This is a genomic window from Leifsonia sp. NPDC056665 (assembly GCF_042791795.1).
Classification (GTDB): domain Bacteria; phylum Actinomycetota; class Actinomycetes; order Actinomycetales; family Microbacteriaceae; genus Leifsonia.
This window is the reverse complement of record NZ_JBHTXK010000016.1, coordinates 44873-65228: the sequence shown is the minus strand read 5'-3', so window position 1 is coordinate 65228 and position 20356 is coordinate 44873. Positions and strand designations below refer to the sequence as shown.

Here is a 20356-nt window from a genome sequence, read left to right as displayed (position 1 = left end):
GACGCTACTCCGCCGCGACCGGCTCGGCCGCGGCGACCTTGGCCTTCGGGCGCACCGCGCGGACCTTCTGGTCGTGCTTCTTGATCGCCGCTTCGCCCTCGCGGAACTGCGAGTACATCGGGGCGGCCAGGAAGATGGTCGAGTACGTGCCGACGATGATGCCGATGAGCAGCGCGAGCGAGATGTCGCGCAGCGTGGCGGCGCCGAAGGCGTATGCACCGATGAAGAGGATCGACGCGACCGGCAGCACAGCGACGACGGCCGTGTTGATCGAGCGGACGAGCGTCTGGTTCACCGCCAGGTTCACCGCCTCCGGGAACGTGCGGCGGGTGAGCTCCAGCTCCTCGCGGGTGTTCTCACGGATCTTGTCGAACACCACGACCGTGTCGTACAGCGAGTAGCCGAGGATCGTCAGGAAGCCGATCATCGTCGCGGGCGACACCTCGAAGCCGACGAGGGCGTAGATCCCCGCGGTGATGATGAGGTCGTGGAAGAGCGAGATGATCGCGGACGCCGACATCTTCCAGGTGCGGAAGTACAGCGCCATCGCGATGAACGCCAGCAGCAGGAACACCACCAGGCCCTGGATGGACTGCTGCGTGACGTCCGCGCCCCACGACGGGCCGATGAAGGTCGAGGAGATCTCGGACGACGGCACGCCGTAGGCCGAGGCCAGCGCGTCGGCGACGGCCTTGGTCTGGGTGTCGGAGAGCTGGTCGGTCTGCACCTGGATGGCGTTGTTGCCGACGACGCTGACGTGCGAGACCGCGTTGGGCACGACGCTCGCGACGGCGTTCTGCGCCTTGGTCGTGTCGGTGCTCTGCACCTGGCTGATCTGGAACTGCGATCCGCCGCGGAACTCGATCGAGAAGTTGAACCCGCCCTTGACGATCGGGACCAGGATCGAGAGCGCGACCAGGACGATCGCGATCGTGTACCAGATCTTGCGCTTGCCGACGAAGTCGAACGATCGCGCGCCGGTGTAGAGGTCGTTACCGAACTTGGTGAGACGGCTGGCCATCAGTTGTCCTTCCCCTCGGTCGATCGATCCGACGACGAGGAGGTCGAGGCGGAGGCGAGCTCCGCCGCCTTGCGCTCGGCGATCGTCTGGCGGCGTGCCGCCTCCCCGCTGCTGCGGGCGGCCTTGCCGGTGCCCACCAGCTCGGGCTTCGGCGCGCGGAACCGGGCGGCGCCGCGGTACACGGCGCCGAGCGCGTCGGGGTCGAGGCCGGAGAGCCGGTGGCCGCTGCTGAAGAAGCGGGTCTTCGCCAGGAGCTGGAGGGTCGGGTGCGTGAACAGCAGCACCACGATCACGTCGATGATGGTCGTCAGGCCCAGCGTGAACGCGAAGCCGCGCACGTTGGCCGCGGCCAGCACGTACAGCACGACGGCCGCGAGGAGGTTGGTCGCCTTGGACGCGTAGATCGTGCGGCGCGCACGGCCCCAGCCGGCCTCCACTGCGGATTCGAGACTTCGCCCGTCGCGCAACTCGTCTCGTATTCGCTCGAAGTAGACGATGAACGAGTCCGCTGTGAAGCCGATCGCCACGATCAGACCGGCGACGCCCGCGAGCGAGAGCCGGTAGTCGTAGTGCCACGACATCAGCGAGATGGTGAGCCAGGTCAACGTGCCGGCCACGATGAGCGAGACGATCGTGACGAGGCCGAGTAGGCGGTACTGGAAGAACGTGTAGATCGCGACCAGGATCAGGCCGATCAGACCGGCGATCAGGCCGCTGATGAGCTGCGAGGTTCCGAGCGTGGCCGAGATGTCGTCCTGGCTCTGCACCTTGAAGCTGAACGGCAGCGCGCCGAACTTGAGCTGGTCGGCGAGGGTCTTGGCGCTCTGCTCGGTGAAGTTGCCCGAGATCTGCGGCTTGCCGTCGGTGATCACCGCGTTGGTGGTCGGCGCCGAGATGACGCGGCCGTCCAGGACGATCGCGAACTGGTTCTGCGCGCCCTGGAGGGCGTTCAGGCGGGTCGTGACCGCGGCGAACTGCTTGGTGCCCGTGCCGTCGAAGACGATGTTGACCGCCCACTGGCCGGTCGTGACGCCCTGCGAGCTCTGCATCAGTCCGGCGCTCGCGTCGGAGATGTTCTGGCCCTTCACCTCGACGGGGCCGAGCAGGTACTTGACCGTGTTGGCGTCGTCGCAGGTGATCAGCGGCTTGTCCGTCGGAGCCGCGCTGAGGTCCTTGTTCTTGTTGGCGGCGCACGAGAAGGCGTCGTACTGCGCCTGCAGCTCCGGGGTCACCCAGGCCAGGTCGCTGCCGTTCGTCGGCGACGTCGACGGCGTCGCCTGGAGGCCGGGCGCAGGGCTCGGCGCCGGGGTCGACTTGCCGTCGGCGCCCACGACCTCGTTGGTCGGGCCGCCGGTGAGCAGCACCGGCCGGAAGTCGAGCCGCGCACTCGCCTTGACGCGGTCGAGTGTCTGCTGGTCGGGCTTGCCCGGCAGCGAGACCACGATGTTGCGCGAGCCCTCGGTGGAGATCTGCGCCTCGGACACGCCGGACGCGTCGATGCGCTGCCGGATGATCGAGACCGCCTGGTCGAGCTGCTGCTGCTGCACCGACTGACCGTTCTCGACCTGCGGCGCGAGGATGATCTGGGTGCCGCCCTCGAGGTCGAGGGCGAGCTTGGGCAGCCACGTGGCGTTGCTGAACAGGACGCCGGCCGTGAGGGTCCCGAGGAGGACCACCACGATCACACCGAGCCACGTCAACGAACGCCAGGCCTTTTTGACCGGAGTCGACTTTGCCACCTAGGAACTCAGCTTTCTACGAGCGATCCGCGCACCCTCTCGGTGCGCGGAGCACAGGGATGCTATCAGTCGTCGCTCTTCGCGCCGGGCTTCTTCGGCGCGTCGTCGAGCCGCTCACCGAATTCCGGAGCGGAGGAGTCGGCCGGGATGGCGTGGTCCTGGTTGAGCTCCAGGCCCGCGACCTCGGTGTCGTCGGTCTCGACGGTCTTGGGCTCGACGACGCGGGAGAGCACCTGGCGGTGCACCTTCACGACGTGGCCGGGGCTGGTCTCGATGATGGCGGTGTTGTCGTCCTCGTCGACGGACAGCAGGGTGCCGTACAGGCCGAAGTTGGTCATGACCTCGGCGCCGGGCACCATCTTCGAACGAGTCTCCGCCTGGTCCTTCTGCCGCTTGCGGCTGTTGCGGAACATGAAGAAGACGAGGGCCGCCAAAATGACGACCATCACAATGGTCAACGGATCCATGAAAGTAAGCCGAACCTTCCGGTGAAGTCAAGGGGGTGTGTGGCGAGTGGCCAGCTTGAATTATAGATCATCCATCAGGGACGGTTGCTGTGAGTGGCCTTGCGGTACACCCCCAGGTCGAGGGCTGGCCAGTCCGAAGTGCCGCCAGGCCGCCGGCGTGGCGACCCGTCCGCGCGGCGTGCGCGACAGCAGACCGATGCGGACGAGGAACGGCTCGACCACGGATTCGATGGTCTCCGCCTCCTCGCCGACCGACACCGCGAGGGTGTTGAGACCGACCGGGCCGCCCTCGAAACGCTCCAGGATCGCGTGCAGGACGGCGCGGTCGAGTCGGTCGAGGCCGAGCGGGTCGACGTCGTACAGCTCCAGCGCGGCCTGGACGGCCACAACGTCGGCACGGTGGCCGTGGACGAGCGCGTAGTCGCGGACGCGGCGCAGCAGCCGGTTGGCGATGCGCGGGGTGCCCCGGCAGCGGCCGGCGATCTCGGCCAGGGCCTCCCGGTCGACCTCGAAGTCGAGCATCGTCGCGGCGCGGGTGAGCACCTGGGTCAGCTCGCCCTCGTCGTAGAACTCCAGGTGAGCAGTGAAACCGAAGCGGTCGCGCAGCGGGTTCGGCAGCAGCCCTGAGCGCGTCGTCGCGCCGACCAGGGTGAACGGCGCGAGCTCGAGCGGGATGGACGTGGCGCCTGCGCCCTTGCCGACCATGATGTCGATGCGGAAGTCCTCCATCGCGAGGTACAGCATCTCCTCCGCCGAGCGCGCCATGCGGTGGATCTCGTCGATGAAGAGCACCTCCCCCGGCGTCAGCGACGACAGCAGCGCGGCGAGGTCGCCGGCGTGCTGGATGGCGGGGCCGCTGGAGAGCCGGAGCGGCCGCTCGCTCTCATGCGCGACGATCATGGCGAGCGTGGTCTTGCCGAGCCCGGGCGGCCCGGCCAGGAGGATGTGGTCGGCCGTGCGATCCTGCATCTTCGCGGCCGTCAGCAGCAACTGGAGCTGGCCGCGGACCTTCGCCTGCCCGACGAATTCGGACAGTGTGCGCGGGCGCAGCGCACCCTCGAAGGCGAGCTCCGACTCCGACTCGAGCTCCGGCGCGGTGAGGTCGTCGCTCATCGGGCCGCTCCGCTCGCCGCGCCGGCCGGGCCGAGACGCGCGAGCGAGAGCCGCAGGAGGGCCTGGACGGAGTCGCGCTCGCCCTCATCGGTCTCGGCGACCACGTCGGACACGGCCTCCGCCGCGATCCTCTCGGGCCAGCCGAGGCCGACCAGGGCGACGATCACGCTGTCGGGGACGGCGGAGGGCGCTCCCTTCGCCTTCACCGCGCGGGCGGGAGCACGCCGGGCGGCGGCGAGCTTGCCGGTGAGCGAGACGACGATGAGCTTGGCGGTCTTGGGGCCGATGCCCGACACCTTGCGGAACGGCGCGTCGTCGTCGGCCGCGACGGCGTCAGCGACCTGGTCGGGGCCGAGCACCGACAGAACGCCGATCGCGGACTTCGGGCCGACCCCGGACACGCCGGTGAGCAGCTCGAAGACCTGGAGCTGCTCGAGGTCGGCGAAGCCGAAGAGCTGCAGGGCGTCCTCCCGGACGATGAGCGACGTGAAGACGAACGCCTCGTCGCCGACGCGCAGCGAGAGCACGTGGTCGGGGGTGAGCTGCACGGCGAAGCCGACGCCGCCCACCTCGATCACGGCGGTTCCGCCGCTCGCAGAGAGGACGGTGCCGCGGAGGGAGGAGATCACCTGGCCAGCCTACGGGGAACGCCCGACGTCCGGGCGGAGCGCTCGGCGGCGAGCCACGCGGCCTGCGCGGGAGTCTGCGCCGCGCCGCCTGCTCCCCCGCCGCCTGCTCCCCCGTCGGCCGCGGGCGAGCCGCGCCAGGCGTGGCAGATCGCGATGGCGAGGGCGTCCGCGGCGTCCGCCGGCTTCGGCACCTCGGCCAGCCCGAGGATGCGCGCCACCATCGTCTGGACCTGCTTCTTGTCGGCGGCGCCGTACCCGGTGATCGCCGCCTTGACCTCGCTCGGCGTGTGCAGCGCGACGCGGAGGCCGCGGCGCGCGGCGGCGTGCAGGGCGACCCCGCTCACCTGGGCGACGCCCATCACCGTGCGGAGGTTGTGCTGGGCGAAGACGCGCTCGATCGCCACCACGTCGGGGCGGTGGGCGTCGAGCAGCTCGTCGATCCCGGTGCCGACCGCCAGCAGCCGCTGCTCCAGCGGCATGTCGGCGGGCGTGCGGATGACCGTGACCTCCACCAGGGCCGCCGTGCGGTCGGCACGGACGTCCACGACGCCCACGCCGCAGCGCGTCAGACCCGGGTCGATGCCGAGCACCCGGATCGTCATCGCGGCGCCTTACTCGTCGTCTTCGAGCTGCGCCTGCACCTCGGGCGTGAGGTCGAGGTTCGTGTAGACGTTCTGCACGTCGTCCGAGTCCTCCAGAGCGTCGATGAGGCGGAAGACCTTGCGCGCCAGCTCGGCGTCGGCCTCCACGTTGACCGTGGCGACGAACTCGGCGTCGGCCGAGTCGTAGTCGATGCCGGACTCCTGCAGTGCGGTGCGCGCGGCCACCAGGTCGGTGGCCTCGGTCAGGACCTCGAAGCTCTCGCCGCGGTCGGTGACCTCCTCGGCGCCCGCGTCGAGGACGGCGGTGAGGACGGTGTCCTCGTCCACCCCGTCCGCGTGCGGGACGACGATGACGCCCTTGCGGTGGAAGTTGTACGCCACGCTGCCCGGGTCGGCCATCGTGCCGCCGTTGCGGGTCATCGCGGTGCGGACCTCAGCGGCGGCGCGGTTCTTGTTGTCGGTGAGGCACTCGATCATGAGGGCGACGCCGCCGGGGCCGTAGCCCTCGTACATGATGGTCGTGTACTCGATCGTCTCGCCGGTGAGGCCGGCGCCGCGCTTGATCGCGCGGTCGATGTTGTCGTTGGGGACCGAGGTCTTCTTGGCCTTCTGGACCGCGTCGACCAGGGTCGGGTTGCCGGTCAGGTCGGCGCCGCCGGTCTTCGCCGCCACCTCGATGTTCTTGATGAGCTTGGCGAACGACTTGGCGCGACGGGCGTCGATGACCGCCTTCTTGTGCTTGGTCGTTGCCCACTTGGAATGCCCGGACACTGGTGCTCCCTCGAATTGCGGTTGAACCTGTCCATAATAATGCCTCGGCAGAGGGCGGCCCGAAGGCGCGGCTGGCGGTCGGGGCGCTATTGCGCAGCGAGCGCCCTGTGCACCGACGCGACCGCGCTCGCGCCCTCGCCGACGGCCGCGGCGATGCGCTTCATCGAGCCGTGGCGCACGTCGCCCGCGGCGAACACGCCGGCAAGGCTCGTCTCGAACGGCAGCGGCCCGCGCCCGGTGTCGGCGACGGCCGGGAGGTCGACGTCCGTCAGCAGGAAGCCGCTGGCGTCCACCGCCGCGCCGCTCAGCCACGACGCGCGCGGCTCCGCGCCGACGAAGCAGAACAGCGCCGCGGCGGCGACGTCCGCCCGCTCGCCGGAGGCGGACGAGGTCAGTGTGACGGCCTCCAACTGCTCGCCGCCGTGCAACGCCGTCACGTCGGACGACGCGTGCACCGTGATCCGCTCGTGCGCCTGCACCCGGTCGACCAGGTAGCTGGACATCTTGGCCGCGATGTCCGGCCCGCGGACGACCAGCGCGACCTCGCTGCCCAGCTCGGCGAGGTAGAGCGCGGCCTGCCCCGCGGAGTTCGCGCCACCCACGACGACCGCGGGCCGGCGTGCGACGGTCCTGGCCTCCAGCTCGGTCGTCGCGAAGAAGATGCTGCCGCCCTCGAAGTCCGCCCAACGCTCCAGCGGGAGGCGGCGGTAGCGCGCCCCCGTGGCGACGACGATCGCGCGCGCCCGGATGGCGTCGCCCTCCGCCAACGTCAGCTCGTGGCCGCCCTCCCGCGGCGCCAGTGCCGTGACCTCCGCCGGCGCCGACAGCCGCACCCCGAACTTCAGCGCCTGCACCAGGCCCAGCTCGGTGATCTCGGCGCCGGAGACGCCGGACGGGAAGCCGAGGTAGTTCTCGATCCGGGAGCTGGCCGCGGCCTGGCCGCCGGGAGCGAGGGCGTCGAGCACCAGCGTCCGCAGCCCCTCGGAGGCACCGTAGATGCCGGCCGCGAGCCCGGCCGGACCGGCGCCGACGACGACCAGGTCGAACTCGTCCCCGTCGCGGTAGCGGTATGCCAGCCCGACGGCCTCAGCGAGGGCGAGCGGGGTCGCGGCGGCGATCACCGCGCCGCGGGACACCACGAGCGGGAGGTCGAGGCCGGCGTGCTCCGAGGCCTCCAGCGCCGCCCGGCCCGCCTCGGTCGAGACATCGGTCCAGCGGTGCGGCAGCTCCATCCGCGCGGCGTAGCGGCGCAGCGCCAGGGCCGCAGCGGAGCCCTCCGTCCCGAAGATCTGCGTCGTGCGGTCGGCGGCGGCCATCAGCAGGCGCCGCCGAGCACGGAAGGCCGCGAGCAGGATCTCCGACAGCTCCCCGTCGTTCGACATGAGCTGCTTGAACACCGCGTTCGGGATGCGCCGCACCCGGCTCGGCTCGACGATCCGGGCGGTGAGCAGGGAGGCCTGCCCGGTCAGCATGCTCAGCTCGCCGAGGAACTCGCCGGCCTGCCACTCGGCGACGACGCGCGCACGCGAGTCCGCCGTCGCCTCCCGGACGATGTCGACCCGGCCGGACTCCATGACGAAGAAGTCGAGCTCCTCGTCCCCGGCGCGGAACAGCGTGTCGCCGACGACGAACTCCTCCGGCTCGCCGAGCGCCATCAACCGGGCGAGGACGTCCTGCTCCAGGACGGGGTTGGCCGCGGTGCCGACCGGAACCCGGAACGGCGGCCGCTCGGCAGGAGGCGTCGGCACGCCGCGATCATAGGCGACCGCGGTGCGGCCGCACCATCCTCAGACCGATGCGTCCACCGTCAGGCTGCGCTCCGCCACAGCGTGCTTCTTTCCTGCCAATCGGATGGGGCGCCCACATGAGCCAGCGGAACAGCGCTCACGGTGGGAAGGGTCTTCAGCGCCGCCGGAAGCAGCGTCCGCCGACCGAGCTGGAGTCGGTCCAGGAGGAACTGGACCAGAGTGAGCTGTCCGAAGGTTCGACTCCAGTTGCATGCTGCAGCGTCGAGATCCGGATGACGTCCGATCCGCGGCAGCTTCGGAGAGAGCGTGTGGACGCGATTGAACAGCCGGCCGTGGTGTGCGCAGGTGTTGCGCAGAAGGTTGAGGGCCTTGAGCCAGCTCGTAAGCTGGGGGCTGGTCAGGCCGCACTGATCGGCGATGGCGTCTTGCGCCTGCCGCGGCGCGAAGCCGTAGAGGTAGGTCAAGCCACCCCAATCGAGAAGCTCCACCGCGGCCCACACCGGAAGCCGACCGCCGTACCTCTGGCGGTGATGGGCTACGAAGTCCTCGCGCGACTGGGAGAGTTCTGCCTCGTAGCCGCGGAGCCAGCGCAGGTACTGATCTCCTCGACGCGCGGTGGGACCGAGCAAGTTCGGCTCGAGGTGCGCGCAGGGGTCGACGCGCCCGAGCTCATGCCCGAGCAACGCTCGGATCGCCAGTTCGATACGTGCCAGTTCCGCGAAAGTCGCGGCTCGGAGGCGCGCGTCGAACTCGTACAACGCGACGATGTCGCTCAATCGCGTCCCCGTGCAGAAGTCGTCCTGACGCACGTCACCGTGGACTCGTCTGAACGGGTACCAGTAGCCGCTGAGGCGGTAGTAGTTGACGCGCTGCAGCAGCCCGCCTGCGGCATCCTGATCCCCGACATCCATTCCACGCTCGCGAAGCAACTCGACCTGCGAATCGTAGGAGCGGAACGCCTTCACCTCTTCGTGCAACCGCACCGCCTTAAAAATGAGGACCGGCCCTGGACCTACCGAAGTAGGCGGAACCGGTCTTGGTGATGCCAGCTTACGTCAGAACATTTGAACTGCGCAAGTGAAATCTGACGCCTTATGCCTTACCGCGGGGCCGCACCATCCTCAGACCGCGGCGTCCACCCGCGCGTTCACCCGCGCCCGCACCTTGCCCAGGAAGTACTCATGGAACCGCGTATCCCCCGTGATCTCCGGGTGGAACGACGTGCCGAGCAGGTCGCCCTGCTCCACCGCCACGACGCGCCCGTCCGGCACGCGGGCGAGCACGGTCGCCTTCTCCCCCACGCTCTCCACGATCGGAGCGCGGATGAACACCGCGTGCACCGGCTCGTCGCCGAGCTGCGGGATGTCGAGGTCGGTCTCGAACGAGTCCACCTGGGAGCCGAAGGCGTTGCGGCGCACGGCGACGTCCAGGCCGCCGAGGCTCTGCTGGCCGGCGATGCCGTCGACGATCGCGTCCGCGAGCATGATCAGCCCCGCGCACGTGCCGTAGACCGGCAGCCCGGCGGCGATGGCGGCCTTCAGCGGCTCGGCCACGCCGAACGCCCGCGACAGCTTGTCCATGACGCTGGACTCGCCGCCCGGGATGACCAAGCCGTCGATGCTCTCCAGCTCCTCCGCCCGGCGGACGGGCACCGCGTCGGCGCCGAGGCCCCGCAGGACCGCGAGGTGTTCGCGGAAATCTCCCTGCAGGGCCAGGACGCCGACGCGGGGGCCGGCAGGAGTCGCGTTACCAGCCACGCTCGGAGAGGCGGTGCGGCGCGGCGAGGTCGGAGACGTTGATGCCGACCATCGCCTCGCCCAGGCCGCGGGAGACCTCGGCGATGACCTGCGGGTCGTCGTAGAACGTGGTCGCCTTGACGATCGCGGCGGCGCGCTGCTCCGGGTTGCCCGACTTGAAGATGCCGGAGCCGACGAACACGCCGTCCGCGCCGAGCTGCATCATCATCGCCGCGTCGGCCGGGGTGGCCACGCCGCCCGCGGTGAACAGCACGACGGGGAGCTTGCCGGTCTCGGCGATCTCGGCGACCAGCTCGTAGGGGGCCTGAAGGTCCTTGGCGGCGACGTAGAGCTCGTCGCGCGTCATCGACTTCAGCGCGTTGATCTCCGAGGTGATCTTGCGGATGTGCTTGGTGGCCTCCGAGACGTCGCCAGTGCCGGCCTCGCCCTTGGAGCGGATCATGGCCGCGCCCTCGTTGATGCGGCGCAGGGCCTCGCCGAGGTTCGTGGCGCCGCAGACGAACGGCACGGTGAACTGCCACTTGTCGATGTGGTTGACGTAGTCGGCGGGCGAGAGCACTTCGGACTCGTCGATGTAGTCCACGTCCAGCGCCTGCAGCACCTGGGCCTCGACGAAGTGGCCGATGCGGGCCTTCGCCATGACCGGGATGGAGACCTCGGCGATGATCGCCTCGATCAGGTCCGGGTCGCTCATGCGGGCGACGCCGCCCTGCGCGCGGATGTCGGCGGGGACGCGCTCCAGCGCCATCACGGCGACGGCTCCGGCGTCCTCGGCGATGCGGGCCTGCTCCGGCGTGACGACGTCCATGATGACGCCGCCCTTCAGCATTTCGGCCAGGCCGCGCTTGACGCGGCTCGACCCCGTGGCGGTGCCCTGTTCTGTGACTGTCATGATCGCCCTCTCGTGCGGTACGAAAAAAGTTTTGGCCTATGCCGAAGATATCATCTCCCTGAGGGCTGGTTAGACTCGACGCCGGGGAGCGGATATTGGACGAACAGGTCATCACGGGCACGACCGCAGCAGAAATCGCGGCGAGCGTGCGCGCACTGCACGAGCGCGGTGCGCTGCGCCGCGGCGACGCCCTCCCCCCGGTGCGCGAGCTGGCCGCCCGGCTGCAGGTCAACCGCAATACGGCGGTCGCCGCGTACCGGCTGCTGGCACAGGCGGGCGTGGTCGTCGCACGCGGCAGGGCCGGAACGGTCATCGCGGGTGTGGAGGCCGTCGCGCAGGAGGGTTACGCGGCCGACAGCGTGCTCCGCGACGTCGGCACGGGCAATCCCGATCCCGGCCGCATCCCCGACCTCTCCTCCGCACTGGCCCGCGCCACCGGCCGGCCGGTGCTCTACGGCGAGCCGGTGATCGACCCGGCCCTGGAGGCCATCGCGCTCGCCTGGGTTCGGGAGGACCTGCCGAACCCGGACCTCCGGATCACCGTGACGAACGGCGCGGTCGATGCCGTCGAGCGGCTGCTGGCCCAGGCCCTGCTGCGCGACGACGCGGTCGCGCTCGAGGACCCGTGCTTCCTCGCCAGCATCCACACGGTCCGCCACGGCGGCTACCGCGCGGTGCCCGTGCCGGTGGACGCCGAGGGGATGACCGTGGACGGCCTCCGTGCGGCGCTCGACGCCGGCGTGCGCGCGATCATCTGCACGCCGCGCGCGCAGAACCCGACGGGCGCCACCCTCTCCCCCGCGCGCGCCGCCGCCCTGCGTGCGCTGCTGGCAGACCATCCGTACGTGCTCGTCATCGAGGACGACCATTTCTCCATGCTGTCGCAGCGGCCGTACGAGACGCTGATCGGGCCGGGCCACCGCCGCTTCGCGCTGGTCCGCTCCGTCTCGAAGTTCCTCGGCCCCGACATGTGCCTCGCGATCGCCGCGACCGACGCGGAGACGGCTGACCGTCTCGCGTTCCGGCTGAGCCCCGGCACCACCTGGGTGAGCCACATCCTCCAGCGGCTCGTGCTCGCGCAGCTCACCGACGACACGGTGCTGGGCGAGGTCGCGGAGGCCGGGCGGCACTACGCCTCGCAGAACGCGGCGTTCGCGGCGCGGCTCAGCTCCCGGGGCCTCCCGACCGAGGCCGGCGACGGGCTCAACCTGTGGGTGGAGCTGCCGGTCGAGGCACGGATCGTCGCGGAGCGGCTGATGCGGCGCGGGTGGCTGGCACGGACCGGGGACGAGTTCCTGCTGGGCGGGCGGCCCGCGGCGTCGCATCACCTGCGGCTGACGGTGCACGACCTCGGCGAGGAGGAGGCGGGCCGGCTGGTGGACGACCTGGTGGAGGCAGCCGAGCGCTCGGCGCCCCGCCTCTGATCTGCCAGGATCGAAGGATGCGCATCCTCTCCATCCAGTCCGCTGTCGCCTACGGCCACGTCGGCAACTCCGCCGCGGTTTTCCCGCTCCAGTGCATCGGTGTGGAGGTCCTCCCCGTCTACACCGTGAACTTCTCCAACCACACGGGCTACGGTGCGTGGCGCGGGCCGCTGATCGCGCCGGACGACGTGCGCGCGGTGATCACCGGGATCGAGGAGCGCGGCGTGCTCGGGAGCATCGACGCCGTGCTGTCCGGATACCAGGGCAGCGAGGGCATCGGGGACGTGATCGTGGACGCCGTGGCCCGCGTGAAGGCGGCCAGCCCGAACGCCGTCTACGCGTGCGACCCGGTGATGGGCAACGCGAAGTCGGGCTGCTTCGTCGCGCCGGCCATCCCGGAGCTGCTGCGCGACAGGGTCGTGCCGGTCGCCGACATCATCACGCCGAACCAGTTCGAGCTCGGCTACCTCACCGGGACCGAACCGGCCGACCTAGAGTCCACGCTCGCCTCGGTCGACGCCGCGCGGGCGATGGGGCCGCGCACCGTCCTCGTCACCAGCGTTGAGCGGCCGGACCAGCCGGAGGACACCATCGAGATGCTCGCAGTGGACGACGCAGGCGCGTGGATCGTGCAGACGCCGCGGCTGGCGCTGAAGGCGAACGGGTCGGGCGACGTCACAGCGGCGCTGTTCACGGCGCACTACGTCGCGTCCGGCGACGCGGCCTCCGCGCTCAGCAAGACCGTCTCCAGCGTCTACGACCTGCTCGCGAACACGCTCGCGTCGGGTGAGCGCGAGCTCCAGCTCGTGGAGTCGCAGGCGTCGTACGCGCACCCGCGCGAGCAGTTCGCCGTGACGCAGGTGCGCTGACCCGCACGAATTCGTGCCGAATGTCGCTTTTCGCGCCCGCAAACGCGACATTCGGCACGAATGTGGGGCGGGTCAGTCGCCGTCGTGAGGCCAGGCGTTCGCGATGGCCTCCCGCACCTCGCCGAGGAGCTGCGGCAGCGCCTTCGTCTTGGCGATGATCGGGAAGAAGTTCGCGTCCTGCGCCCAGCGCGGCACGATGTGCTGGTGGAGGTGCGCGGCGATTCCGGCGCCGGCGACCTCGCCCTGGTTCATCCCGATGTTGAACCCGTCGTTGTGCGAGACCTCGCGGATGACGCGCATCGCGGTCTGCGTGATGCTGCCGATCTCGGCGACCTCCTCCGGTGTCGCCTCGTCGTAGTTCGCGATGTGGCGGTACGGGCAGACCAGCAGGTGGCCGCTGTTGTACGGGAAGAGGTTGAGCAGCGCGTAGGCGTGCTCGCCGCGCGCGACGATCAGCGCGTCCTCGTCGCTCAGGGTCGGGGCGACGCAGAACGGGCAGTCGTCCTTGCCGGGCTGCTGCCCGTGCTGGATGTAGACCATCCGGTGCGGGGTCCACAGCCGCTGGAACTCGTCGGGCACGCCGACGAGGTGCGACGGGTCGTCCACGCGGATCTGCTCCGCGCGGAGGTCCCCGCCGCCCTCACCGTCCGAGCCGTCGGCGTAGTCGTCCAGGCTCAGTCGAGCCATGCCGTCTCGACCAGCTCGTGGCTCTCGATGCTCGCGACGATGCGGTCGATCGCCTCGTCCACGGTCACGCCGTTGCGCTGGCTGCCGTCGCGGAAGCGGAAGGAGACCGTGCCGGCCGTCGCGTCCTCCTCGCCGACGATGAGCTGGAAGGGCACCTTGGCCTTGGTGTGCGTGCGGATCTTCTTCTGCATGCGGTCGTCGGAGTGGTCCACCTCGGCGCGCACTCCCCTGGCCTTCAGCCGCGCGATCACGTCGTCCAGGAACGGCGCGTAGTTGTCGGCGACCGGGATGCCCACGACCTGGACCGGCGACAGCCAGACCGGGAAGGCGCCCGCGTAGTGCTCAAGCAGGATCGCGAAGAACCGCTCGATGGAGCCGAGCAGCGCACGGTGGATCATCGCCGGCTGCTTGCGCGTGCCGTCGGCCGCGTTGTACTCCAGCTCGAACAGCTCCGGCTGGTTGAAGTCGAGCTGAACGGTCGAGAGCTGCCAGGTGCGACCGATCGCATCGCGTGCCTGCACCGAGATCTTCGGGCCGTAGAACGCCGCGCCGCCCGGGTCGTCCACGAGCTCCAGCCCGGACTCGACCGCCACCTCGCGGAGCGTCTCGGTCGCGGTCTCCCAGCTCTCGTCGCTGCCGACGTACTTCTCCGGGTCCTTGGTGGAGAGCTCCAGGTAGAAGTCGGTGAGGCCGTAGCCGCGCAGGGTCTCGAGCACGAACTCGAGCTGGCGCGCGACCTCGTCCTTGATCTGGTCGTCGGTCACGTAGATGTGCGCGTCGTCCTGCGTGAGGCCGCGCACACGGGTCAGGCCGGAGAGCGTGCCGGACTTCTCGTACCGGTACACGGTGCCGAACTCCGCCAGCCGCAGCGGCAGCTCGCGGTAGCTGCGCCCGCGCGCCCGGAAGATCAGGTTGTGCATCGGGCAGTTCATCGGCTTGAGGTAGTAGTCCTGCCCCTGCCGGGTGATGTTGCCCTCGGCGTCGCGCTCCTCGTCCAGGTGCATGGGCGGGAACATGCCGTCCTTGTACCAGTTGAGGTGCTGGCTGATCTCGTAGAGGTGCGCCTTGGTGATGTGCGGCGTGTTCACCAGCTCGTAATCGTTCGCGATCAGCCGCTCGCGCATGAAGTTCTCGATCTCGTTGCGGATGATCCCGCCCTTGGGGTGGAAGACCGCGAGGCCCGAGCCGATCTCGTCGGGGAAACTGAACAGATCGAGCTCGGCGCCCAGCTTGCGGTGGTCGCGCTTGGCGGCCTCCTCCATCCGGGTCTGGTACGCGCGCAGCTCGTCTTTGCTGGGCCACGCGGTGCCGTAGATGCGCTGGAGCTGCGGGTTCTTCTCCGAGCCGCGCCAGTAGGCGGCGGCGACGCGGGTGAGCGCCCAGCCGTTGCCGAGCATGCGGGTGCTCGGAACGTGCGGGCCGCGGCAGAGGTCCTTCCAGACCGTCTCGCCGGTCTTCGGGTCGACGTTGTCGTAGATGGTCAGCTCGCCCGAGCCGACCTCCACCGACTCGTCGCCGCTGCCGGACTCGGCGCCGGAACCCTTGAGCCCGATCAGTTCGAGCTTGTACGGCTCCGCGGCGAGCTCGGCGCGCGCCTCGTCGTCCGTGACCACGCGGCGCATGAAGCGCTGGCCCGCGCGCACGATCCGCGCCATCTCTTTGTCGAGGGCCTTCAGGTCCTCCGGAGTGAACGGCTCGGCGACGTCGAAGTCGTAGTAGAAGCCGTCGGTGATGGGCGGCCCGATGCCGAGCTTGGCCTCCGGGTTGACCGCCTGCACGGCCTGCGCGAGGACGTGCGCGGTGGAGTGGCGGAGGATGCTGAGGCCGTCTGCCGAGTCGATGGTGACCGGCTCGACAGTGTCGGTGGTCGTGACGGTCGTCGCGAGATCCTTCAGCTCACCGTTGACGCGCATCGCGACAACGGAACGGTCGGTGAAGAGCTCGAAGCCGTCGGCCACCTGTCCACTCCTTGAGTCGTATTCCAATGGGATGCGTTCAACTCTAGTCGGCACGCAGACGCGGTACGGACCGGATGCCTGACCGGAACGGGGCCCGAATTGGGGTACGACGCGCGGGGCTCGAACCTCCCAACTGTTCGCGACCCCGGGCTAAACTGCCCGCGTGCCCCTCCGACCCGGGGCCCCCGGACGACCCGAACGCACGGACCTCACCCTCCCCACCCCTTCAGAGCGGATGTGTCCACCATGAAGACCGGCCTCGCGGTTCTCGCAGCAGCCATCCTGACCGCAGTAGCCGTCGTCCCCGCCATACCCGCCGTCGCGGCTGCCGCGCCGACACCGGCGCCGACCTCCACCGCCTCCCCGTCGACCGCAGCGCAGGCGCCGGCGGGCGACCCGGGCATCGCCGAGATGAACGCGGCGCGCAACCACACCATGGGATCGACGATCCCCTCGTCCGACCCGGCCAGCGGAACCGCCACGAAGTCGCAGTTCAGGGCCTCGCTCGGCGTCACCGGCGTGCTCGGGATGGACGTCAGCGGCTGGCAGACCGGCATCAACTGGCCCTCCCAGTACGCGGCAGGCGCACGCTTCGTCTACATCAAGGCGTCGGAGGGCACCTCCTACACCAGCAGCCAGTTCGGCACCCAGTACTCCGGGTCGTACAGCGCCGGTCTGATCCGCGGGGCCTACCACTTCGCGACGCCGAACACGTCGAACGGCGCCACGCAGGCCCAGTACTTCGTCGCCAACGGCGGCGGCTGGTCCCCGGACGGCCGCACCCTCCCGCCGCTGCTCGACATCGAGTACGACCCGTACACGGCCTCCGACCACACGAACTCCTGCTGGGGGCTCTCGACCGTCGACATGTCCAACTGGATCTACGACTTCGTCTCGACGGTCCAGAACCTCACCGGCGTGCGGCCCGCGATCTACTCCACCGCGAACTGGTGGAACACCTGCACCGGCTCCAACAACACGTTCGGCGCCTACCCGGTGTTCGTCGCCCGCTACGGCACCAGCACTCCGGGAGCCCTCCCCGCGAGCTGGGTGGACTGGACGATGTGGCAGTACGCCGACGCCGGGACCTTCGCCGGCGACCAGGACATCTTCAACGGCACCCAGACCCAGCTGACGCAGTTCGCCCTGGGGGCGCAGAACCACCCTCCGATCGGGTCCTACGACACGGCGACGCTCAACAGCGGGAGCTCCTTCTCGGTCACGGGATGGGCGTTCGACCAGACGAACCTCGCCGCGCCAGTCCAAGTGCAGATCGCCTGGAACACGCCCTCCGGGGTGACGCAGACCACGGTGACGGCCAACCAGAGCAGGCCGGACGTCGCCTCCGTCTACCCGGGAGTCGGCAACTACCACGGGTTCTCGGCCCAGGTGCCCTGGTCGGGCAACGGGCAGTACGGAGCCTGCATCACGGTGATCGCGCTGCCGGGCGACTCCGCGGGCAACGCCTCCCTCGGCTGCAAGACCTCGTTCTTCTCACCGGCCAGTGCGACCGTCCCCTCGTCCCAGCGGCTCGCCGGGACCGACCGCTTCGACACGGCCGTGCAGATCTCGAAGCACGCCTTCCCGAACCCCGGCGTCCCCGTCGCGTACGTGGCGTCGGGGATGAACTTCCCTGACGCGCTCTCCGCCGCCGCGGCCGCCGGCGCCCAGAAGGGGCCGGTGCTCCTGACCGGCACCGACACTGTTCCGGCCGGCACGATCGCCGAGCTCAACCGGCTGCAGCCGGCCAAGATCGTCGTCATCGGCGGGACCGCGGCGGTCGACTCCACCGCATACGCCCAGCTGGCCGCCCTGAGCCGCCCGCTGCAGCGAATCGGCGGCGCCGACCGGTTCGAGACCTCCCGGTTGGTCGCCAGCTACGCGTTCCCGTCCGCCACGTCGGCGTACGTCGCGACAGGCTCGTCCTTCGCCGACGCCCTCACCGCGGCCCCGGTCGCGGCGAAGAAGGGCGTCCCGCTCCTCCTGATCGACGGCTCGGGGATGGACCCGGCCACGGCGTCCTACCTCGCCGCCCGGCCGTTCCGCGCGGTGACGCTGATCGGCGGGACCTCGGTCATCGCGCAGGCGTGGGCCGACTCCGCGACGAGCTCGGGGATCACCGCGACGCGGATCGGCGGTGCGACCCGCTTCGACACCAGTGCGGCGCTGGTCGCGGCCGGCTTCGCGAACAACAGCGCCTCCTCGGCCTACGTGGCCTCCGGCTACGCCTGGCAGGACGCGCTGGTCGCCGGCGCCGCTGCCGGCGCGACCTCCCAGCCGCTCCTGCTCGCCAACACGACCTGCATCCCGCGGGCCATCGGCGACCAGTTCGTCCGGCTCGGCACGTCGTCGTACGAGATCGCCGGCGGCACCTCGGTGCTCTCCAGCGACGTGGACACCTTCGCCGTCTGCTACTGAGCGACCGCTGACACACGAGTGCCCCCTCCCGGCCGGGAGGGGGCACTCGTGTGTTGCGGGAGCAGTTACTTGGTGATCGCCGCGAAGAACGAGGCGCCGTTCGGAGTCCCCACTCCGGTTGCGGTGTCGTAGCCCTTGGTGCTGTGGAGCGTCTGGTTCGGCGACTCCTCCGTCCGCAGGCTGTAGCTGAGACCGCCCGCGGCGCTCTCGCTGTCGACGTAGTTGACCCGGAGGACGCTCGGCAGCGCCGAGCCGAACATGTCGGCCTGGTCGACGTCGTAGTAGGCCGAGCCCCCGGCCGAGTACGCCCCGTAGATGCGCGGGTTCAGGAACCCGAGCGGAGCGCCGGCGACCTGGTTGGCGACGGCCGCCATCCCCGCGGTCAGCGGAGCGGCGACGGAGGTGCCGCCGATGCGGTACTCGTCGTAGTACGTCCCGTTGCTGAACGCCTGGGTCTGACCGACGAGCAGGCCGGTGTTCGGGTCGGCAAGGGCGCTGATGTCGGGCACCAGCCTCCCGGACGCCGAGCCGACCGCCGCGGCCTGGTACGACGGCTGCGCGAAGATCTTGCTCACGCCTCCACCGCCACCGCCGTTGAAGCCGCCGGGGAGGGCTGCCGCGAACGTGCCGTCCAGTTCATAGGGCGCGCTCGTGATGTGGTCGGTCGCGGTCGGCTTCACCGCGTCGAGCCCGGTCTGCCAGCCCACCTCGAACGACCGCTTCCAGCCGCTCTGGTTGAGGGCGGAGGTCGGGTCGTCGACCGAGCCGTAGCCGAGTCCGGTCGGGGCTGCGGCGGTCGGGACGACGGAGGCCGACGTGCCGCCGACGGCCGTCACCCAGGGGCTGTCGGCGTAGAAGTCGACCTGGGGCGAACCGAAGTTGCCGACCTCGTCACCGCTGTCACCGCTGGAGACGAACACGCCGATTCCGGTCGCCGCCGCCTGGATGAAGGTGTTGTTCAGGCTGTTGACGAAGCCCTGCGGGACCGCCTCCCCCGAGAAGCCGTAGCTGATGGAGAGGATGCTCGCCAGGTGCTTGTCGACGATGTGGTTCACCGCCGCGTCGAAGTCCTGGCCCGCATTCGCGGAGGCCACGTAGATCAGGCTCGCGTCCGGCGCCATCGAGTGGATGGCCTCGGCATCGAGGGTCTCCTCACCGTAGAAGGCACCGGGCGTCAGCTTCGGGGTGTCGGGGTGCCGGTAGATGCCCGGCGCCACCATCTGGCTCAGCTTCGGGGCGGGAAGGTTGTGCAGGCTGCTGTACTTCGTCACGTCCTGCACGATCGTCGGGCTCGCCGTGGCGCCGACGAAGGCGACCGTCTGGCCGGCTCCCGTCGCCGCGACCGAGTCGAGGCCGTAGAGGCCGCGCACCTGGGCCGGCGTGTACCCGCACGGGGCGATCGGCTTGCTGCTGGTGCGGTACGCGGGGGCGTTCGGCATCGCGACCGTCTTCTCCCCGTACCAGAGCGAGCACGGCTGGCCGGCGCGGAATCCCGCCGACGGTGCGCCGTGCACCTGGTTGGGGCCGTTGCCGTTCGTGTTGCTCGGCGCGATCAGGTCTGCGCCCTGGTCGAGGCCCGCCACGCTCTCGACGATCCCGCTGAGGGAGGCCGGAATGGTGACCGCGGACTCCGGTGCGCGCAACGTGGTGCCGTACGCGTCGTACTCGCCGAGGGTGACCCCGAACGCGCTCTGCGCCTGGGCGACGGTGCCCTCGGCGGAGACGTACCGGTTGTTCGACGGCGTGTCCACGATCGAGAAGCCGGCGGACCGCAGGAACTGCTGCACGGCGACCACGCTGGACTGCGCGGGAGCGAACTGCTGGCGGAACTGCTGCGGGGTCAGGTAGTGCCGATAGCTCGCCGAGCCGGGCGTGGACACGGCGAGCGCCGTCGCCGCCGCCTGCGCCTGGTTCTGCCACGGCAGGTACACCCGGAGGTCGACCGTGTCGGTCGCGGGCGCCGCGGAGCGGAGCGCTTTCGCGTTCGCCCAGGCCGGCTGGCTGCCCGGTAGGGCGTTCCTGCCGGGCGATGCGACGGCGGGCGACGCCGCCACCGCGGCAAAGAGAAGGGCCGCGCCGGTGGTGACGGCTGCGGCCCTGAGGGTTCTGCTTGTCGTGCGCATGGATGTCCTTTCACCAATGCGATGGATGCGCTGGTAAGCGCATGGCCATCCAACCCCTGTGAACAGGGGTAGACCAGGCATGGTTTTCTGAGAAACCATTCAGGAACGGAGGATTGCCATCGGGTTGGCCACAGTTAC

17 protein-coding genes are annotated in these 20356 nt (G+C 70.1%); 3 read left to right on the top strand and 14 right to left on the bottom strand.

Going from position 1 to position 20356, the window contains the following annotated elements; genetic code table 11:
- Positions 1-4: 4 nt before the first annotated feature.
- The 11 genes from secF to pdxS all read right to left on the bottom strand — a co-directional run bounded on the left by secF (position 5) and on the right by pdxS (position 10739).
- The gene (gene secF, locus ACFQ9V_RS14895; RefSeq protein ID WP_382459903.1) at positions 5-1021 is read right to left on the bottom strand and encodes a protein translocase subunit SecF; all 1017 of its coding nucleotides are present in this window, start codon (positions 1019-1021) and stop codon (positions 5-7) included.
- A complete protein-coding gene (gene secD / locus ACFQ9V_RS14890) occupies positions 1021-2760 on the bottom strand; it encodes a protein translocase subunit SecD (protein ID WP_382459902.1) in 1740 nt (579 codons plus the stop codon). Before secD ends, secF begins: the two co-directional genes overlap by 1 nt.
- A gap of 65 nt (positions 2761-2825) precedes the next feature.
- A complete protein-coding gene (gene yajC, locus ACFQ9V_RS14885; RefSeq protein ID WP_382459901.1) occupies positions 2826-3227 on the bottom strand; it encodes a preprotein translocase subunit YajC in 402 nt (133 codons plus the stop codon).
- A gap of 60 nt (positions 3228-3287) precedes the next feature.
- Complete coding sequence (gene ruvB, locus ACFQ9V_RS14880; protein ID WP_382459900.1) at positions 3288-4340, bottom strand: Holliday junction branch migration DNA helicase RuvB; 1053 nt, start codon at positions 4338-4340, stop codon at positions 3288-3290.
- Entirely contained in the window at positions 4337-4969 is a 633-nt protein-coding gene (ruvA, locus tag ACFQ9V_RS14875) for a Holliday junction branch migration protein RuvA (protein WP_382459899.1), read from the bottom strand. Before ruvA ends, ruvB begins: the two co-directional genes overlap by 4 nt.
- Positions 4966-5565: a crossover junction endodeoxyribonuclease RuvC gene (gene ruvC / locus ACFQ9V_RS14870; RefSeq protein WP_382459936.1), complete on the bottom strand. Its 600-nt coding sequence runs from the start codon at positions 5563-5565 to the stop codon at positions 4966-4968. The genes ruvA and ruvC overlap by 4 nt, the downstream gene beginning before the upstream one ends.
- Before the next feature lie 15 nt (positions 5566-5580).
- Positions 5581-6342: a YebC/PmpR family DNA-binding transcriptional regulator gene (locus ACFQ9V_RS14865; protein ID WP_382459898.1), complete on the bottom strand. Its 762-nt coding sequence runs from the start codon at positions 6340-6342 to the stop codon at positions 5581-5583.
- A gap of 86 nt (positions 6343-6428) precedes the next feature.
- Complete coding sequence (locus ACFQ9V_RS14860) at positions 6429-8090, bottom strand: FAD-dependent oxidoreductase (protein ID WP_382459897.1); 1662 nt, start codon at positions 8088-8090, stop codon at positions 6429-6431.
- 59 nt (positions 8091-8149) lie between these two features.
- Positions 8150-9073, bottom strand: a complete 924-nt coding sequence (locus ACFQ9V_RS14855) for an Abi family protein (protein WP_382459896.1) — start codon at positions 9071-9073, stop codon at positions 8150-8152.
- 138 nt (positions 9074-9211) lie between these two features.
- Positions 9212-9847 (bottom strand): pyridoxal 5'-phosphate synthase glutaminase subunit PdxT, encoded by a 636-nt coding sequence (gene pdxT / locus ACFQ9V_RS14850; protein WP_382459895.1) that lies wholly within the window; start codon positions 9845-9847, stop codon positions 9212-9214.
- Positions 9837-10739, bottom strand: a complete 903-nt coding sequence (pdxS, locus tag ACFQ9V_RS14845; protein WP_382459894.1) for a pyridoxal 5'-phosphate synthase lyase subunit PdxS — start codon at positions 10737-10739, stop codon at positions 9837-9839. The genes pdxT and pdxS overlap by 11 nt, the downstream gene beginning before the upstream one ends.
- Before the next feature lie 95 nt (positions 10740-10834).
- Between pdxS and ACFQ9V_RS14840 the strand changes: the two genes are divergently transcribed.
- Positions 10835-12163, top strand: coding sequence for an aminotransferase class I/II-fold pyridoxal phosphate-dependent enzyme (locus ACFQ9V_RS14840; protein WP_382459893.1), 1329 nt, complete (start codon positions 10835-10837; stop codon positions 12161-12163).
- A gap of 17 nt (positions 12164-12180) precedes the next feature.
- Positions 12181-13032 carry a pyridoxal kinase PdxY gene (pdxY, locus tag ACFQ9V_RS14835; protein ID WP_382459892.1) on the top strand — a complete coding sequence of 284 codons (852 nt, stop codon included), beginning with the start codon at positions 12181-12183 and terminating at the stop codon, positions 13030-13032.
- Positions 13033-13104: 72 nt separating this feature from the next.
- Here the strand turns inward: pdxY and ACFQ9V_RS14830 are convergent, their stop codons facing one another.
- A complete protein-coding gene (locus ACFQ9V_RS14830; RefSeq protein ID WP_382459891.1) occupies positions 13105-13719 on the bottom strand; it encodes an HIT family protein in 615 nt (204 codons plus the stop codon).
- On the bottom strand, positions 13707-15677 hold the full coding sequence (thrS, locus tag ACFQ9V_RS14825; protein WP_382459890.1) for a threonine--tRNA ligase: 1971 nt from the start codon (positions 15675-15677) through the stop codon (positions 13707-13709). The genes ACFQ9V_RS14830 and thrS overlap by 13 nt, the downstream gene beginning before the upstream one ends.
- A gap of 246 nt (positions 15678-15923) precedes the next feature.
- On the opposite strand from thrS, the gene ACFQ9V_RS14820 reads away from it, so the two are divergent.
- Positions 15924-18095, top strand: coding sequence for a cell wall-binding repeat-containing protein (locus ACFQ9V_RS14820; RefSeq protein ID WP_382459935.1), 2172 nt, complete (start codon positions 15924-15926; stop codon positions 18093-18095).
- 65 nt (positions 18096-18160) lie between these two features.
- Here ACFQ9V_RS14820 and ACFQ9V_RS14815 read toward each other — a convergent pair whose 3' ends face one another.
- On the bottom strand, positions 18161-20218 hold the full coding sequence (locus tag ACFQ9V_RS14815) for a protease pro-enzyme activation domain-containing protein (RefSeq protein ID WP_382459889.1): 2058 nt from the start codon (positions 20216-20218) through the stop codon (positions 18161-18163).
- Positions 20219-20356: the final 138 nt, after the last annotated feature.

Bases quoted from the DNA above. Each gene is read 5' to 3' on its own strand.
- secF (WP_382459903.1), bottom strand. From the start codon at position 1,021: ATGGCCAGCCGTCTCACCAAGTTCGGTAACGACCTCTACACCGGCGCG.
- ACFQ9V_RS14830 (WP_382459891.1), bottom strand. From the start codon at position 13,719: ATGGCTCGACTGAGCCTGGACGACTACGCCGACGGCTCGGACGGTGAG.
- ACFQ9V_RS14815 (WP_382459889.1), bottom strand. From the start codon at position 20,218: ATGCGCACGACAAGCAGAACCCTCAGGGCCGCAGCCGTCACCACCGGC.
- ruvB (WP_382459900.1), bottom strand. From the start codon at position 4,340: ATGAGCGACGACCTCACCGCGCCGGAGCTCGAGTCGGAGTCGGAGCTC.
- pdxS (WP_382459894.1), bottom strand. From the start codon at position 10,739: ATGACAGTCACAGAACAGGGCACCGCCACGGGGTCGAGCCGCGTCAAG.
- ACFQ9V_RS14820 (WP_382459935.1), top strand. From the start codon at position 15,924: ATGAAGACCGGCCTCGCGGTTCTCGCAGCAGCCATCCTGACCGCAGTA.
- pdxY (WP_382459892.1), top strand. From the start codon at position 12,181: ATGCGCATCCTCTCCATCCAGTCCGCTGTCGCCTACGGCCACGTCGGC.
- yajC (WP_382459901.1), bottom strand. From the start codon at position 3,227: ATGGATCCGTTGACCATTGTGATGGTCGTCATTTTGGCGGCCCTCGTC.